The 17,590-nt window shown below is 39.2% G+C and carries 14 protein-coding genes; 4 read left to right on the top strand and 10 right to left on the bottom strand.

Annotation, left to right across the window (positions count from 1 at the left end; all coding sequences use genetic code 11):
• Positions 1-37: 37 nt before the first annotated feature.
• The 5 genes from IEE83_RS29455 to rpsU all read right to left on the bottom strand — a co-directional run bounded on the left by IEE83_RS29455 (position 38) and on the right by rpsU (position 5,488).
• The gene (locus IEE83_RS29455) at positions 38-766 is read right to left on the bottom strand and encodes an SIMPL domain-containing protein (protein ID WP_194124308.1); all 729 of its coding nucleotides are present in this window, start codon (positions 764-766) and stop codon (positions 38-40) included.
• Between the two features lie 160 nt (positions 767-926).
• Positions 927-1,361 carry a MarR family winged helix-turn-helix transcriptional regulator gene (locus IEE83_RS29450; RefSeq protein WP_194124307.1) on the bottom strand — a complete coding sequence of 145 codons (435 nt, stop codon included), beginning with the start codon at positions 1,359-1,361 and terminating at the stop codon, positions 927-929.
• 292 nt (positions 1,362-1,653) lie between these two features.
• The gene (locus IEE83_RS29445) at positions 1,654-4,239 is read right to left on the bottom strand and encodes a phosphoenolpyruvate carboxylase (protein WP_194124306.1); all 2,586 of its coding nucleotides are present in this window, start codon (positions 4,237-4,239) and stop codon (positions 1,654-1,656) included.
• Positions 4,240-4,305: 66 nt separating this feature from the next.
• Positions 4,306-5,178, bottom strand: a complete 873-nt coding sequence (locus IEE83_RS29440; protein WP_194124305.1) for a tyrosine-type recombinase/integrase — start codon at positions 5,176-5,178, stop codon at positions 4,306-4,308.
• 115 nt (positions 5,179-5,293) lie between these two features.
• Positions 5,294-5,488 (bottom strand): 30S ribosomal protein S21, encoded by a 195-nt coding sequence (rpsU, locus tag IEE83_RS29435; protein WP_090336895.1) that lies wholly within the window; start codon positions 5,486-5,488, stop codon positions 5,294-5,296.
• Between the two features lie 157 nt (positions 5,489-5,645).
• Here rpsU and IEE83_RS29430 point away from each other — a divergent pair, with 157 nt between their 5' ends.
• The 3 genes from IEE83_RS29430 (at position 5,646) to IEE83_RS29420 (ending at position 10,048) form a co-directional block, all read left to right on the top strand.
• Positions 5,646-6,581: a Ppx/GppA phosphatase family protein gene (locus IEE83_RS29430; protein WP_194124304.1), complete on the top strand. Its 936-nt coding sequence runs from the start codon at positions 5,646-5,648 to the stop codon at positions 6,579-6,581.
• A 141-nt stretch (positions 6,582-6,722) separates the two neighbouring features.
• Entirely contained in the window at positions 6,723-9,293 is a 2,571-nt protein-coding gene (locus IEE83_RS29425) for a zinc-dependent metalloprotease (RefSeq protein ID WP_194124303.1), read from the top strand.
• 83 nt (positions 9,294-9,376) lie between these two features.
• Positions 9,377-10,048, top strand: coding sequence for a peptidoglycan DD-metalloendopeptidase family protein (locus IEE83_RS29420; protein WP_194124302.1), 672 nt, complete (start codon positions 9,377-9,379; stop codon positions 10,046-10,048).
• A 90-nt stretch (positions 10,049-10,138) separates the two neighbouring features.
• On the opposite strand, the gene IEE83_RS29415 is transcribed toward IEE83_RS29420, so the two are convergent.
• The 4 genes from IEE83_RS29415 to IEE83_RS29400 form a co-directional block, all read right to left on the bottom strand.
• Entirely contained in the window at positions 10,139-11,374 is a 1,236-nt protein-coding gene (locus IEE83_RS29415) for an MFS transporter (protein ID WP_194124301.1), read from the bottom strand.
• Between the two features lie 24 nt (positions 11,375-11,398).
• Positions 11,399-12,070, bottom strand: coding sequence for a FadR/GntR family transcriptional regulator (locus IEE83_RS29410; protein WP_228102123.1), 672 nt, complete (start codon positions 12,068-12,070; stop codon positions 11,399-11,401).
• A 111-nt stretch (positions 12,071-12,181) separates the two neighbouring features.
• A complete protein-coding gene (locus IEE83_RS29405) occupies positions 12,182-12,934 on the bottom strand; it encodes an SDR family NAD(P)-dependent oxidoreductase (protein WP_194124300.1) in 753 nt (250 codons plus the stop codon).
• Positions 12,935-12,985: 51 nt separating this feature from the next.
• Complete coding sequence (locus tag IEE83_RS29400; protein WP_194124299.1) at positions 12,986-14,689, bottom strand: S41 family peptidase; 1,704 nt, start codon at positions 14,687-14,689, stop codon at positions 12,986-12,988.
• A gap of 296 nt (positions 14,690-14,985) precedes the next feature.
• On the opposite strand from IEE83_RS29400, the gene IEE83_RS29395 reads away from it, so the two are divergent.
• The gene (locus tag IEE83_RS29395) at positions 14,986-15,606 is read left to right on the top strand and encodes a hypothetical protein (RefSeq protein ID WP_194124298.1); all 621 of its coding nucleotides are present in this window, start codon (positions 14,986-14,988) and stop codon (positions 15,604-15,606) included.
• Between the two features lie 6 nt (positions 15,607-15,612).
• Here IEE83_RS29395 and IEE83_RS29390 read toward each other — a convergent pair whose 3' ends face one another.
• Positions 15,613-17,562, bottom strand: coding sequence for an acetoacetate--CoA ligase (locus IEE83_RS29390; protein WP_194124297.1), 1,950 nt, complete (start codon positions 17,560-17,562; stop codon positions 15,613-15,615).
• Positions 17,563-17,590 lie beyond the last annotated feature (28 nt).

Raw genomic sequence — 17,590 nt, 5'->3', positions numbered from 1 at the left:
TTAAGACAAGTTGCTTGTATTAAAATATTGTTCCAGCTCACTTGATTTCAAAAACCGCCTGCATCCGGTAACTGATTTTTATTTTTTGATATTGAACATCGCTATCCTGAACCGCATCCGCAGATTCCGAAGCCGCCATCATGCGCATATTAGCTTTTGCATACATTGGTTGCGGATAATTAATGTTATCCTCAACTTCTCTGATTTCCAAAACAGGTCCCAGTTTTTGATCAACTGCTTCCAACAAATAAGCAGCTTTATCTTTTGCTGCTTTTAGCGCATTAATTTTTACCTGTTTTTTAAATTCTTCTTTCTTAGAATGATCTACACGTGCAATGTTTGCATACTGGATACCACGGCTTTCAACTTTTGACAAAATCGCATCCAGTTTGTCTGCACGGTCGATTTTTAATTCATACTGTTTGTTTTCAAGGAAAGTAGCCGGCTTTTTCTTTTTGTCAACATAATTCTGATAACCTCCTACTCCACTGATTGACAGCGCCTCTTTCGGCAAACCTGCTTCCGCAATTGCTTTAATCAACTGTTTTTCCAAAGTGCTGATAATAACTTTGTCCTTTTGATTTTTCTCATCATTAAAATATTCTCTTAACGAAATACTGAAATAAAGCTCATCCGGAACAACTTCCATTTCTGAAAAACCGGATACTTCAATTTTACGTTGCAGCGGCTGCTGAACGATGGTGGTTTGAGCGAATGATGACAAAGCGGTAATGAATAAAACACTAAAAAGAATGATCTTTTTCATGGCGTAATAAATGAAATGATTGAAAAAAAATTATCGTATCTGCAAAAGTCCGGGCTAATAACTATGCCACTTGCTTCTTGCAAATACGATAATAAGATGCCAAAACAGGCCGAAAGGTTTAAACCTCAACACAAAGATTCACATCTGTTAACATTCCCGATCAGGAAAAGTTATTGTAGATAGAGTCCATAATTCTCACAAAATGCTGATAATCTGCCTCGTCCAGATCTCCCCAACCTTTTCTGCGGATTTCAGCAACAATTGGAAAAGCTTCGTTATAAATCGTTTGTCCTTTCTCTGTCAGGAAAAGATTGAATTTTCTTCTGTCGCCGACGGCAAGTCCGCGTTCAACCAATCCCTTTTTCTCCAATAAGTCAATAATTCGGGTTACTGTTGGCGGATCTTTAAAGGTCAATTCGGCCAAACCGTTCTGGCTGATTCCCTGTTCACGGTATATATGATCAATCAAAACCCACTGATCGACGGTCAGGTCAAATCCTGCATCGATCAATTGTTTTTGTAAAGCATTACGGATTTTCTTTATAGTGGTGTCAATCTTGAAGAAATAAGCACGGTGATCGGAGCGGTGCGTCATTATAAAAATGTTAAGATGTTCAATAGGAATTATTAAAATGCAGTAGTAATTACCTAACTATTCGTCTACTAATAATTATAATGTAAATATTGAAAAAATTTTAAACAATTAAGTGTTTTACTACTCATTTGATTAATGTTTTCTGGGTTTTCAAATCATACTCGTAATGAGTTTGACTTGCTATACTATAAACTGTAAAGGGGCTCTTCTTAATATGGTCATAAAAAATAAGCCAGACAAAATAAATTGCCTGGCTTATTTAACAGTACTGTTATTTAAAAATGAAATGAGATTATGCAGAATTTCTTGCTGCATTAATAATTCCAAACATCGCGCGCATAATCAGCTGATTGTAAGTTTCAACATCAACTGGTAGCGTTTTAGGATCTTCTGCCAACATTTGCAGTGCATATTGCTGAATCGTGATCAAAGGCAAAACGATTCGTTCACGCACTTTGATTGAAACTTTTGTTACGTTATTGCTATCCAGAAGTTCTTTTTGCTCAGAAACATCAAGCAATGTATCCAACGTTAATTTGAATTCAGCATACATTTTATCCCAAAATTCTTTGTAATCTTCTTCGTCACGCAGATATTTTGTTGCAGGGAAAAATGCTTTTGACAATGACTGCATTGAGTTTTCAATCAACGTCCGGAAGAATAAAGATTTTTTGTAAAGATCCTTGATCGCTTCTTTTTTGCCATCTTTAGAAAGTTCCTGAATTGCAGTACCAAATCCATAGAAACCAGGTACATTTTGTTTCATCTGCGCCCATGAACCCACAAAAGGAATCGCACGCAAATCTTCAAATTTCAACCCTTCATCATCATTTCCACGTTTGGTTGGACGACTACCGATATTGGTTTGTCCATAAAAACGTAATGGTGTTTTCTTATCCAGATATTTTACAAACATCGGATGGTTTTTAAGGTCAAGGTAGGAAGTATATGCCGCAGCAGCCATTTCTTCAAGTAAATCCTTATCCTCGGCACTTAATTCTTCTTCTTTTCTATCTCCACGGAAAAGGTGATTTTCCAGTCCGGCTGTGAAAAGTCTTTCCAGATTGTACATAGCCGTAGTCACAGTTCCGTAGTTCGAACTGATCGTTTGTCCCTGAACTGTCAATTGGATTTCTTTGTCTTCAATATCTTTTCCCAGTGAAGAATAGAAATTGTGGTTATTCCCACCACCACGCGCCGGAGGACCTCCACGGCCGTCGAAGAAGGTGACCTTGATTCCAAACTCACGGGAAACTTTTGTCAATTCTTCTTTTGCACGATAAATTGACCAGTTGGCTCTTAAATAACCACCATCTTTTGTCCCGTCGGAAAATCCAACCATGATTGTCTGGTGGTTTTCACGTTTCGACAAATGGTTTTTATAATATTCGTTGGTATAAAGCGTACGCATGATTTCCGGCGCATTGGCTAAATCGTCCACAGTTTCAAACAATGGAACTACGTCCAGAGCCAGATATCCGTTTTCATCCGCAATCAGGTTTTTTGCCAAAGCAACAACCTGCATCACATTAAGCGCAGAAGTGTTATTGCTGATCACGTAACGGTGCGCACCTTGCTCACCATTAAGTCCCTGAATCGTTTTGATCGCACTGATCGAGCCCAAAATATCTTTTGTCAGCTCATCCTCGTAATCTTCAACGCGCAACGGAATATTAAGAGAAAGCAGCAGATCAATTTTCTTGCTTTCTTCCCAATCTTCGTAATCGCTATATTTTAATAAAGGAATTTTCTTTTCAAGTCTTTTCAGAATATCCTCCCAGGCCTTTCCGTGTTTCCGGCTATCCTGACGTACATCAAGACTTGCAAAGAAAAATCCGAAAAGATTTAGTTTCAGGATAAAATTATCCAGCAGCTCAACAAAAAGTCCCTGATGTTTTCCAACAAGCACCACGCGTGCAAGCAAAAGTTCATCAATTAATTCCTGAGCATTTTTGTATCCTTCTTCAAATGGTCCGAAGATGGTGCTGTTCATTTTACGTTCTGCAAGTGCAATCGTATCTTCCACACCTTTGAAAGTTAAACGGCGTTTCAGATTACGGATATCACGGTAATAACCTCTAAGCAGCGTTTCGCGCAAACGAGCGGCTACCTGCAAAGTTGTATCCGCACTTACGAAAGGATTACCATCACGGTCGCCACCCGGCCAGAAACCAAGACGGAAAACATTTGGATATGGCCAGTCGTGCGCGTTCATCCCCAAACCATCAATCAATTTGATCAGAATCGCCGGAATTGCATCATAGTAAACGTTTTCCAAAAACCAGCACAAACTTACCGCTTCATCAAAAGGAGTTGGTTTTTCATGATTGATGAAAGCCGTTTTTCCAAGCTGAAGAAGAAGCTGATTCACCTCCGTGAAATCATTAACCTTGATCGAATCTTCAAGATCATTGATAATTCCTAAAACTTTACCTGAATAAAATTGTGTTGGATGCGCAGTAAGCACGATACGCACACTAAAATCTTCAAGTTTATTTAAAAGCTTTTGTTTTAAAGTATCATTATCCAGACGGTCCGTCAAATAAGTGATCGACCCTTTTCCATTTAATTCATGCGTCTGATCAAAAGCTGCATCTTCAACTGAATCAAACAAAACTACCTGTCTTTCAATATATTGAATAAAGGCAAATAAAAGATCGGTTCGTTCTTTCGCAGTGGCTGTTACCAATAATTCTTCAAAAAAAAGCTCAATAATTTGCTTGGGAGACTTTCCCTCCTGAAAACCCACCTCGCTGTGTTGCGTCAGCAAAGGAAGTAAAGAGCCCGTCTGAAAAATACCGCGGTACGGTAAACTCAGAAAAAGGCTATTGAAAATATTGTACTTGGTAACAACTGCGTCCTGGAAATTGTTATTCATAATAGCGTGACAAAATTTTATTTTGAGACTGGCAATGCAAAACAAATATACCTGAAAAAATCGGGATCAGGCCTTTGGATGGGCCTGCTGATGCGTTTTTTTAAGTTTTTCTATGGAATTATGTGTATAAATCTGTGTCGCGGCAAGATTGGCATGGCCCAACAGTTCTTTAATTGCGTTAAGATCAGCACCGCGGTTCAACAAATGTGTTGCATAGGTATGGCGCAAAACGTGCGGACTTTTTTGCGACAGAGTGGTAACTTCTGAAAGGTACTTTTTAACCGTCCTTTGAATAAAAACGGGATAAGCCGCTTTGCCGGAATCTGTCAAAATCAATGCTCTTGTTGCTTCTTCGGGAGCTCTTAAAACCAGATAATCTTTCAAAAACTGAACAAGCAAGCTTGAAATCGGGATCAAGCGTTCTTTTCCTCTTTTACCCGTCACACGAATAATTCTTGCTTCAAGTTCAAGATTATTAATTTCAAGATCGATCAGTTCTGAAAGACGCATACCTGTTCCATATAACAATTCCATGATCACACGATCCCGGTGACCGATAAAATCATCCGTAAATCCTTCTGAATCAAAAAGTGATTCCATGGCTTTTTCTTCAACAAAAGCCGGGAGTTTTCGCCGTGTCTTCATGGAAGATAAAATAGTTGAAGGATCTTTTAATATATGTTTACGACGGCGCAGAAATCCGTAGTAAGATCTCAGCGAAGCCATTTTCCGATTAACAGAACTTGGATTTAAACCTTCTTCCATCAAACTGACGATCCAGGAGCGAAGCATAACCGAAGTAGCTGTTTCCGGTTTGTCAACTTCATATTGGAACAGCAAATATTTTCTAAACTGGTCCAGGTCAGTGCGGTAAGAAGTTACCGTGTGTTCGCTGGATCGTTTTTCAAATGCTAAAAATTCCAAAAAGGGCTCTATCATAGCCCTAACGTACAAAAAAGGGTTGTCTAATACAAGACAACCCTTTTCCTTAATGTTATTGCATGGGATATAATTCTCCCATCCTACTTTTCAACAGAAAAACAATTCAAAAGAACTAGTCTTCCAGGTGACCGTAAGTTTTTTCTTTGTATACCGCACGCAAAACTTCGAAACGACGCTTTACAGATGGTTTTTCGAATGCGGTACGAGAACGAAGCTGACGCATTGTGCCAGTTCTTTCAAATTTCTTTTTGTAACGCTTCAAAGCGCGATCGATCGATTCGTTGTCCTTAATGTTAATAATAAGCATGCTTATAAGATATAATGTTCTTTGAACTGGTTTTCTGAAATTGGACTGCAAAGAAAAGACTTATTAAACAGAAAATCAAGAAATAACTCATTAAAAATTAGGTATTTTTTGCAACTTGCCCATTATAATGAAGGGATTAACCCATTAACCATTGCCTATGAGCTCCCGATTGGGTATTATCGATTTAGGAACGAATACATTCCACCTGCTGATTGTTGAAAAAAATGGTGAAAATATCACTACACTTTTCCATAAAAGTCAGCCAACCCAGATTGGACTGGGTGGAATCAACAAAAACATCATCACCAATGAGGCAACCGAACGTGCGCTGAAAGTGTTGTTGACTTTCCGTGAGCAGCTGGATATTTTTGAAGTTTCCAATGAAAATACTTTTGCCTTTGGAACAAGCGCTATCCGGAATGCCGACAATCAAAAAGATTTTTGTGAAAAGATTTTGAAAGATACCAGCATAAAAATCACCGTAATTGATGGAAATGAAGAAGCCGAATATATTTACACCGGTGTTAGGACAGGTGTAAAATTGGGAAAAGAACCTTCGCTGATCATGGATATTGGTGGCGGAAGTGTGGAATTTATTATCGGTAATGAAAATCAGATTTTCTGGAAACAAAGTTTTGAAATTGGCGGACAGCGTTTGATGGAAAAATTCATGAAAAATGATCCGATTTCAGAGAGCGATAAAAAGCGATTATATAATTATTTTGATGAGAACTTAATTCCGCTGGCCAATGCGGTTCATCAATATGCACCAACAAAACTGGTTGGTGTTTCAGGAACATTCGATACTTTGGTGGACATGGATTATCAATTTCGTGTAGGTGCATGGCCGCCAAAGGACATAACCGATTTCCCCCTGTCAATGGAAGAATTTTACCGTGCCTACGCCTTGATTTTATCTGGAAATCATGACGAAAGAATGGCAATTCCGGGTATGATTGCACTGCGCGTGGATATGATCGTAGTAGCAGTTTGTCTGGTTGATTATGTTTTAAAAAGTCATAAAATTCAACAGATTCAGGTTTCAAGTCATTCTTTAAAAGAAGGTGTTCTGTCGAAAGTGATGAACAGATAACCCTTTCCATTTCACATAGATATATTGAACTGACAATCTCTTTTGGACAAAATTTATTTGTCCAAAAGAATACTTTGTTGCTATACCAACCAATTTCCTATTTTTGTTTATCCAATCATAAAAAACCCGTTTTTTAACTGCATGAAATTCAGAAGAGGCCTCCTATTCCTTTGCTTAACGTTAACCTTCACTTTTGCACAGGCACAAAAGAAAAAAGACAAAAAAGAAGACGACAAAAAAGTTGAAAAAGCGGTAGATGCAGTAGCAGATGCTGTTAAAGACAAACTGAAAGACGAAAAGAAAAAAAGTCCGAAAGATTTCAAGGATTTTATTGACGATTCCGCCAAAGGCCAGAAAGGAATGATTTCAGTCTATAAAATGGCTGAAAAATGGTATTTCGAAATCCCCGATACTTTGCTGAACAGAGATATTATGGCTGTGACACGTTATTCCAAAACGGCAGCCGGTGGTGGAATTTTTGGCGGAGAAGAAGTTAAAAGACAAATGCTTCGCTGGGAAAAAGGACAGGATAATAATATTTTGCTACGTTCCGAAACCGTCGTAGTGGCCAGTCCGGATAGTACAAAACCAATTTTTCAGGCCGTAAAAAATTCAAATTCTGATCCGATTATTGGGGTTTTTGATATCAAGGCTTTGAAGAAAGGAGATAATGAAAAATCGTCTGTTATTGAGGTAACTGATTTTTTCAATGCTGATAATCAGACCTTTTCATTAAGTCCGATTGTAAAACAAATCCATAAACTGGCTGCGTTTAAGAAGGAAGCGTCATACATTGAAAAAATGAGCGCCTACCCTATCAATACGGAAATTCGTACTGTGAAAACTTTTACCGTTGTTCCGCCAGCCATTTCATTGTCTCCGGCTCCAACGGTTGGATCTTACTTACCATCGGGCTATGATGCCGGTGTGGTTACTTTGGAATTAAATACGTCCTTAATTCTTCTTCCAAAAACACCAATGCGGAAGCGGATTTTTGACAACCGGATAGGATTTTTTGCCAATCAATATGCCATTTTTGGAGAAGAATCTCAGAAATCAGATAATGAAATTTTCGCTGTTCGCTGGCGTTTGGAACCCAAAAATGCAGAAGATGCGGCCCGTCAGAAAAACGGTGAATTGATAGAACCTAAAAAACCGATCATTTACTACATCGATCCGGCAACACCTGAAAAGTGGAGAAAAGCATTAAAAGCAGGTGTTGACGACTGGCAGGTTGCTTTTGAAAAAGCGGGTTGGAAAAATGCGATCCGTGGAGAATACTGGCCGGAAAAAGATACAACAATGAGCCTAGAAGATGCCCGGTTTTCGGTAATCCGCTATTTCGCCGCAGATATTCAAAATGCTTACGGGCCCAATGTTAATGACCCGAGAAGCGGTGAAATTATTGAAAGTCATATCGGATGGTATCATAACGTGATGCGTTTGCTGCGTAACTGGTATATGATCCAGGGAGCTGCCGTCGATCCTGCGGCGCGTAAAAAGAATTTTGATGACGAGCTAATGTCTCAACTCGTACGTTTTGTCTCTTCCCACGAAATTGGGCATACGCTGGGTTTGCGACATAATATGGGTGCAAGTTCAGCAACGCCGGTTGAAAAATTACGCGACAAAGCCTGGCTTGAAAAAAATGGACACACATCGTCCATTATGGATTATGCACGTTTCAATTATGTAGCGCAGCCGGAAGACGGCATTACCAATCTTTTCCCAAGAATTGGTGATTATGATAAATGGGCCATCAAGTGGGGTTATAGTTATTTACCCAATACCAGTCTAAAAGAAGAAAAAGCGATTTTGAACAATTGGACAAAAGAGGCTTATAAAAATCAGGCCCTACATTTTGGGACAGAAAACAGTCCGTATGACCCTCGCTATCAAATGGAAGATTTAAGTGATAATGCTATGAAAGCGTCAGAATATGGTATTAAAAACTTGAAACGAATTCTTCCCAATTTAATAAAATGGAGTAAAGAAGATGGCGAAAGTTACAAAGAACTTGACGAGTTATATGGCAACATTGTGGCTCAGTATCGTCGTTATCTTGGCCATGTTATTAAAAATGTAGGTGGTATTTATGATACTCCTGTCACCTATGATATGGAGGAAGAAGAATTTATAACAGTTCCAAAACTAACTCAGAAAGAAGCTGTTAGTTTCCTTAATACACAATTATTTAAAACACCGGTATGGCTATTAGATCAGAATGTATTAAACAAGATAAAGCCCGAATCTGGTGTAGAGTCAATTAAATCTTTACAGGAATATGCCATTACTTCCCTGCTTGCAGGCGACAGAGCCGTTCGCCTAATGGAGACCAGCACTTCTTCCAAATATTATTCTATTGAAGATCTGCTTGCAGACCTTGATACTGGAATTTGGGGGGAAATAAAAACAGGACAAGCCATTGATATATATCGTAGAAATTTACAAAAAATATATGCTGAAAAACTGGTTGATTTATTAAAGCCCGGCAAAGCAACTGTTGCATCCATCCCAACCGGGGCTTTATATGCTTCAAGTTCTCGTGTTGTTGAACTGGAAAAAACAGATTTGCCTTCGATAGCACGTGGACATTTGGAAGTTCTCAGAGCTTCAATTAAAAAAGCAATTCCGCTGGAAACCGACAAAATGAGCAAGTATCATCTGAAAGATGTTTTGCAAAGAATTGATCTGGCTTTAGATCCAAAATAAAAAATAGAATAACAAAAAGCAGATCGATTTACTTTATTAGAAAGTCCGATCTGCTTTTTTGTTTTTTGTCAAAATTCATAGAAATGAAAACATTAACAGAAATCCTTCGAAGTCATGCCGGTTTTGAAAAAGTTATTTCGAGTGAAAAACCTTATCGAAGGCTGGATTTTTCAGAATCAAATCAGGATTTGCTGGCTCAAAATCTGACGGAAACTTCTGTATTTTCAGATTATGTTTTTGATGTAATGTTATTAAAAAATCAATTTATCGGCATTGGCGGATATGATGAAAACCGGGTTATTTACAGACAACGCGATCATTTTACAAATCAGGAAAATCCGAGAAGTATTCATTTAGGTGTTGATATCTGGGCGAATGCGGGCGAGCCAATTTATGCGCCGCTAAAAGGAACAGTCCACAGTTTCGCTTTTAATAATAACTTTGGCGATTATGGTCCAACGATTATTTTAAAACACGAATTAGAGGAAATTGAATTTTACACTTTGTACGGACACCTTTCGCTTGAATCTTTGGACGAGTTGTATGAAGGAAAAGAATTTGCCGCCGGAGAAAAAATTGCTGCAATTGGTAATTTCCCCGAAAACGGCGACTGGCCACCACATCTTCATTTTCAGGTAATCAGTGAGGTTGGAGAATATAAAGGGGATTTTCCGGGCGTGAGCAATGCGGAAAACAGGGAGTATTTTTTGAGGATTTGTCCGGATCCCAATCTAATCTTGCGAATAAATATTTAAACACAGAGTTAAAGGAGTAAAAAAGGAGTTCCACAGAGAAGAATAAAAATCTCAGCGAAACTCCCTTTTTTAACTTCCCTAACACTGCGTTTAACCCTTTTTACGTTCCAGATTTGGTAGGAATCCTGTTAATAATCCTATTAGCGGCAGGAAGGAACAGACATAAAATACATATTCAATACTGGTACTGTCTGCCAGCTTTCCTAAAAGCGCAGATCCGATTCCGGCAATCCCGAAGGCAAATCCGAAAAATAAACCTGCTACCATTCCGACTTTTCCAGGAATTAATTCCTGTGCGTAAACCAGGATCGCTGAAAATGCTGAGGATAGTACTAAACCAATAATTACAGTTAATGCACCCGTCCAAAAAAGATTGCAATAAGGTAATAAAAGAGCAAATGGAGCAACGCCTAAAATTGAAATCCAGATCACATATTTCCTACCAATTTTATCACCAACCGGGCCGCCGATAAATGTTCCTGCGGCTACCGAGAATAGGAATATAAATAAATGGATTTGAGAGCTTTGTACTGAAATACCAAATTTATTGATCAAGTAAAAAGTATAGTAGCTCGTCAAACTTGCCATGTAAATGTATTTTGAAAAAATCAGCAGCAATAAAACGCCGATTGAGAACGCCACTTTGCCCTTTGAAAGATTCAGTGCCGGCTCATTTCCTGTTGCAGAACCTGGTTTCTTACGGTTCAAATGCATATTTTTCTTATACCAGCCGCCCACTTTTGACAAAATGATGATGGCGATTAAAGCTACAAGTGAAAACCAGATAATCTGATGACGACCGTATGGCAAAATAATTAAAGCCGCCAATAACGGTCCCAAAGAACTTCCTGCATTGCCACCAACCTGAAAAAGTGACTGCGCCATACCATGTCGCCCACCGGATGCCATACGGGCAATGCGCGATGCTTCGGGATGGAAAACTGCGGATCCAATTCCGATCAGACCAACGGAAAGCAAAATAATTTCAAAACTTGGAGCCATGGATAAGGAAACCAGTCCGAGCATAGTAAAACACATGCCGATTGCAAGCGCAAATGGCTGAGGCTTTTTATCCGTATATAACCCAACCAATGGCTGAAAAACGGACGCACTTAATTGAAATGTAAATGTGATTAATCCAATTTGAGAAAAACTCAATTTAAAGGAATCTTTTACCATCGGATAAATCGATGGAATGAGTGATTGCAGTGTATCGTTTAAAAGATGGGAAAAACTTAATGCCAATAAAATGGGAAAAACAGCCTGTTCCGCTGTAACAACAGGGGTTTGGTAAGATTCTGAAGGATTTTCTTCGATTGTTTTCATAACTATTATTCTAAAAAACGGATACTAAACTGGTTGACCGGTTATTCTCGCGGCCCATTCCCATGCCTTTTGTGGATTCTGATCTATAATACTTTGCAGTAATGCTTCGTGATATTCCTGGGTATTTATAAAACTTTCCGTGTCCACATATATTTCTGAAAAATACTCCTTCATATTACGCGCTACTGTTTTATACAAATCGAGTAAAATTTCGCTTTGAGAAGCTGTGGCAATGGATAAATGAAAGTTAATATCTGCTTGAATGCAGGCATCCGGAATATTGGCCAGCGCCAGCTTCTTTCGTTCTGCCAGATATTTTTTCATTTGCATGATATCCTCATCCGTTCGGTTTATTGCTGCTTTTTCAGCAACTTTTAATTCAAACAGTTGCCGGATTTCATTTAATTCCTGTCCTTTTGCTCTTAAAAATCGATCTGATAATGATTCCGTGGCAGCTTGTTTTTGCTCGACAAATGTGCCTAAACCTTGCTGGACACGAACGAGCCCGGTATTGGATAAATTTCTGACCGCTTCCCGTATTGTCGATCTGCCAACGCCAAAGATTTCCATTAATTCAGGCTCGGTTGGCAATTTTTCTCCTATTGCAAAATCTCCATCCTGGATTTTTTGCTGCAATCTGCTGGCAACATCGTCGGCCAGACTTATCCGTTTAACAATATTTTCTTTATTCATCATATCATCTGATGATTCAAAATTACGAATTATTTTATTTCTACAAAAAATATTGGGTGTTAAACCAAATAAAATTTTGGCTAAACACCCAATATAACTTAAAATCGGATTTTCTTACTTTCTATAAATCGTTGTTGCAGCTGATTGTGCACCTGCAAGAATTGTAACATCCGCTATTGTAACACGCGCCGGCGCATTTACAGCATATAATATCATGTCTGCAATATCAATTGCCTGCAAAGGATCAAAACCCTGATAGACTTTTTCCGCTCGTTCCTCATCACCTTTAAAGCGAACCAGAGAAAATTCAGTTTCTACCGCACCAGGAGCGACATTTGTTACTTTTATTCCGTGTTGTGTCAGTTCCAGGCGCATACCCTCACTCAATACTTCAACCGCAGCTTTTGAAGCGCAATACACTGCTCCGTTGATATAGGTTTGCTTTCCGGCTACTGAACTAATATTTACGATATGTCCTTTTTTGTTGGCTATCAGCGTTGGGATAATCGCTTTTGATACATAAAGTAAACCTTTAACATTTCCGTCGATCATTGCATCCCAGTCATCTGTATCACCTTCGTCCAGCGAACCAAGGCCATGCGCATTTCCGGCATTGTTAATCAGAATGTCAATATTTTTCCATTCTTCCGACAATGAAATGATGGCATCAAAAACTGCTTTTTTATCTCTTACGTCGAAAAGAAGTGTAGTAACTTTTACTTTTTGAGATAATTCTACGACAACACTTTCCAATTTTTCCTGGCGACGGCCACAGAGAATAAGGTCAATTCCTGCTTCGGCAAAGGCTTCTGCTGTGGCTTTTCCTATACCGGATGTAGCTCCGGTTATTAATGCAATTCGGGACATTATAAACTAAATTTGGTATTTGTCAGCCGCATTTTCCGGGCGACATTTTTGCTATTTATCTATCTTTTTTGTGTTCAAACTACTGAAATTTCCACGTTCCAGTTCCAAGGCCTTACCAAATTGTTTCAAAGCATTTTGATAAACATTATCCATCGGGTTCAGCACTTCATAAACCTCGTTATTCAAACCGCTTTTTTGTTTTCTTCCCCAAACATAACGGCCGATAATAGCTTTGGTTTGAGATTGAATAATTGGTTTTGAACGGTTTAATTCCTTTTCATTTAACTTGATTCCCGATCTTGTCGCGTCTTTAACAAGTTCAGAAATCATGGCATCAGAAATCTGGAAGGTTTTTAGATATTCCTGAAATGTCTGTTTTTCAAGTTTTTTCTGATTTTCATTCGCATAACGCAAAGCATATTCACGAATAATATTTTTGGCATAAAGCTCAAATAAATATTTGCTGTTCATCAGCGTATCACGCGGAACAAAAACATCCGGCATAATTCCGCCGCCGCCATAAACGGTCCTTCCACCGTCTGTTTTATATGCTTTTGTTTTATCAAATTTGATACTATCCGCGTTGAAGAATTCGCCGCTGTCATATCTGTGCGTCAGATCCTGGTTGTAATCTTCACCCTTACCCATTTCATAAGGTTTCTGAATACTGCGTCCGCTTGGCGTATAATATCTTGAAATCGTCAACCGTAATTCTGCGCCATCAGAAAGTTTGATCGGCATTTGAACCAGACCTTTTCCATAAGAACGGCGACCGACAACTAACGCACGGTCATGATCTTGTAAGGCACCGGCCAAAATTTCAGAAGCGGAAGCGCTTCCTTCATCCACCAGAACAACCAACGCGCCTTGTTCAAAACCACCTTCCACATGTGAACGGGTTTTACGGTCGAAGCGACTGTCTTTTCCTTCGGTGTAAACCAATAATTTGTCTCCGGAAATAAATTCATCGGCAATACTTGTCGCACGCTCCATATAACCTCCCGGATTTCCGCGAAGATCAAGAACCAGTTTTTTCAGCCCATTCGCTTTGAGCGTACTCAATGCAGATTTGAATTCATCAAAAGTAGTTTCAGAGAAACGGGTTACTTTGATATAACCAATTTCCTTATCAACCATATATGCAGCGTCAACCGAATAAGTAGGAATTCGGTCGCGTACTACTTCAAAATTCAATTTGTCTTTTAAACCAATTCGCTCAATCGTAAGCGTAACTTTTGTTCCGCGTTTGCCGCGCAATAATTTATAAACCTGCCCATTGGTAACCCCGGGCGCAGAAAGTACTTCTTTATTTACTTTAAGAATGCGGTCACCACTTTGAATTCCAACCGTTTCCGACGGACCACCGCTTAACGGCGTTACCACATAAACGGTATCATTATAAATATTAAATTCAACACCGATACCATCAAAGCCCGAGTCCAGCTGTGAACGTGCGGCTGTCGCTTCTTCCGTATTAAAATAAGCCGTATGTGGATCCAGCTTTTCCAGCATTTTGGAGATCGAATAATCCACAAGTTCTTCCGTATTGACAGAATCGACGTAATTATTTTCTACCAAAAGCAAAACTTCCCGGAATTTCGCATAGCCTTTAGCCACGTCGGTCAGCTTTTTGCCTCCGCTAAAAAAGGTACTGCCCAGCAATATACCGGCAGCCAGCGTGATGCTGATAATAATGGGTAAACGGATAACAGATTTTGAATTGCTGACGGGCTTTTCCGGAATTTCCTGGTTCATTTATAAATCACTTTTTTAATAAGTAAAGTTAAAATTTTATTTGAGTTAATAAACATTTGACTAACGAATGACCAATATAAATCCTTGTGTGGGTTTTAAATATACAGAAAGAAAGAGGGTTATGGCAAAGTGGTTTATTAAGCTTTTCCGACTTAGGAAAAAGTGTATGATTATTTTGAATAAGATGAGATTGGGGATAATCGATATTTGATTAAATAACAGCATTTTAAATAGAAGTTGCCGATTTCTAAAGCACTACATTTACAGCATACTCATTTTACGACTCATCTCACAACATGCAAAAATTTCTTCTTTTAGCTCTATTCGTAATAATTACCAGATCAGCCTATTCTCAAACCCTTCCAGATCAAGCAATGAAAGTCAATATCGGTCGAGGAAAACTTGGTACTGGTGATATACAAGGTTTAATGCTAGGCGTAGAATATGAAAGGTTTTTTCAAAAAAGATTATCCTGGTTAACAGAATTAGGAATGACGATACATGATGGGTCAGATTTGTTATTGGTCACAGAAGCAAACGGCAAAGTTCATGATTTGTCTTACCGGTATACCACTGCGGGTGCTCAGCTTGTTGGAAAAATGGGCTATCATTTTCTAAGAACAACAAGTTGGGATTTAGGGATTCGGGTTGGTGGGCTTTTTCGTTATCAGTCTTCTTCTGTTCCAAATGATAGAACAACAATATTTCCCATTGTAACTGGCTTACCATTACCCGTTTATATCACCGAGCATACCTCTTCTCAACGAACTTATTCCTTCGGTGGAATCTCACAATTTTTTGCCGGTTATACAATTAATCAAAAAATAATTCTTGGATTAACAACTGGCTTACAACTGGATACTAACGGAGATACTATTTTTCCTCAATTATCTTTTACGATTGGACGACGGTTTTAACGAATTTCAAACAAACCCATCCAAAGCCTCAGGATTCCGCATTGTATCCTTACTAACCGCCTTTGCCGGATCCATTCCCATCAGTATTTTCTTAACCGGTGCTTCCATCTTTTTTCCATTGATCGTATAAGGAATAGCAGACACCGCTTCTATTGTATCAGGTACATGCCGTGGACTGTATTGCGTTCTTAGCGCATGCTTGATTTCCTCTTTTAATGTTTCGGTCAATTTTTTATTTTCTTCCAAAACAACAAACAGAGGCATAAACCCTCCCCCATCTTCCTTTTCAAGATAAACCACCAGACTGTCTTTAATTTCCGGCAGACTTTCCACTGCGCTATAAACTTCTGAAGTACCAATCCGGATTCCGTCACGGTTTAAGGTGGCGTCTGATCTTCCGTAAATAATGACTGAACCTCTTGAAGTTATTTTAATCCAGTCGCCGTGACGCCATACATTTGGATAGGTTTCAAAGTAGCTTTTTTCATACCGTTCGTTGTCTTCATCATTCCAAAAATAAATCGGCATGGAAGGCATAGGCTGGGTAATTACCATTTCCCCCAATTCATCAATTACACTATTTCCATCTTCATCAAAAGCTTCTACTTTGGCTCCCAACGCGCGACTTTGGATTTCTCCCGGGTAAACGGGTTCCATCGGATTTCCACCAACGAAAGCACTGCAAATATCCGTTCCGCCACTTAATGAAATTAACCAGACTTCCTTTTTGACATGCTGATAAACCCATTCATAAACGTCTGGCGGCAGCGGAGAACCTGTTGAACCAATGGTTTCCAGATGTGAAAGTTTCTCGGAAGGGATACTTGTTCCAGCTTTCATGCAATTGATAAAATAGGCTGCACCGCTTCCAAAATGAGTTATTTTAGCACGCTCTGCTAATGTCCACAAAACTTGTGTGGAGGGAAAAGCGGGAGAACCATCATAAATTACAAGTGTTGCGCCGCATAACATGGAGCCCAAAGCGAAATTCCACATCATCCAGCCGGTAGTAGAATACCAGAAGTAGCGGTCGCCGGGTTTTACGTTTTGATGAATTGACAGTATTTTCAAATGTTCAAGCAAACATCCGCCAACGCTGTGGGTAATTGCCTTTGGTTTTCCTGTTGTGCCGGAGGAATAAAGTACCCAGATCGGATGTTCAAAAGGTACTGCCTCAAAGTCAATTCCAAAATTAGGCAAGTGTAAAATATCTTCCCAGGACCTGATTCCTTCGGGTTTCGATGCGGAATCCATATTGGAAATCATGACGATATCCTTTACAGATGGAAGTGCAGAACCAAGTTCCATCGTAGTTGCGGTAGTATCATACGTTTTCCCATTGTAATGATAGCCATCCGTAACAAACAGTACTTTGGGTTGTATTTGAGATAACCGCTCTACAATTCCTGCCCTGCCAAAATCAGGTGAACAACTGGACCAGACTGCTCCGATGGCATTAACCGCCAGAAATGCGACAACGGCCTGAGGAATATTGGGCAGCACTGCGGCTACTCTGTCTCCCGGTCTTACATCGCGTTGGCGCAACCAGGTGGAAACAGCTGCAACCTGAGACTCAAGTTCTTCCCAGGAAATTTTTGTTAGTCCCTGTGTTTCCGATTGAAAAAGTAATGCAGGATGATCTTTTGTTTTATTTCTGAAAATATGTTCGGCATAATTAAGTCTGGAACGGCGAAACCATTGTGTGCCTATCATTCCTTTTTTTGGCCGCCGCAAAACTTCAAGATAAATGTCGTGCGATTTGATATGAAAATATTGCCAGAGACTTTCCCAGAAATCTTCCAGATCCGTCACCGACCAATCCCACAAATCATGATATCCACGAAAATAAAGTCCTTTTTTTACGAACAGCCAGTCCATGTACTTTTTTAAATTTGACTGTTCCGTCAGTTTTTTTCCTGGTTTCCAAAGAGGTTGTAACTGTATATTCGTTGGCATAGGACTGCAATATTTAATGAATATCGGG

Origin of the sequence: Dyadobacter subterraneus (assembly GCF_015221875.1) — a bacterium.
Lineage (GTDB): Bacteria > Bacteroidota > Bacteroidia > Cytophagales > Spirosomataceae > Dyadobacter > Dyadobacter subterraneus.
The sequence above is the reverse complement of the archived record's forward strand: the minus strand, read 5'-3'. Positions and strand labels throughout refer to the sequence as shown.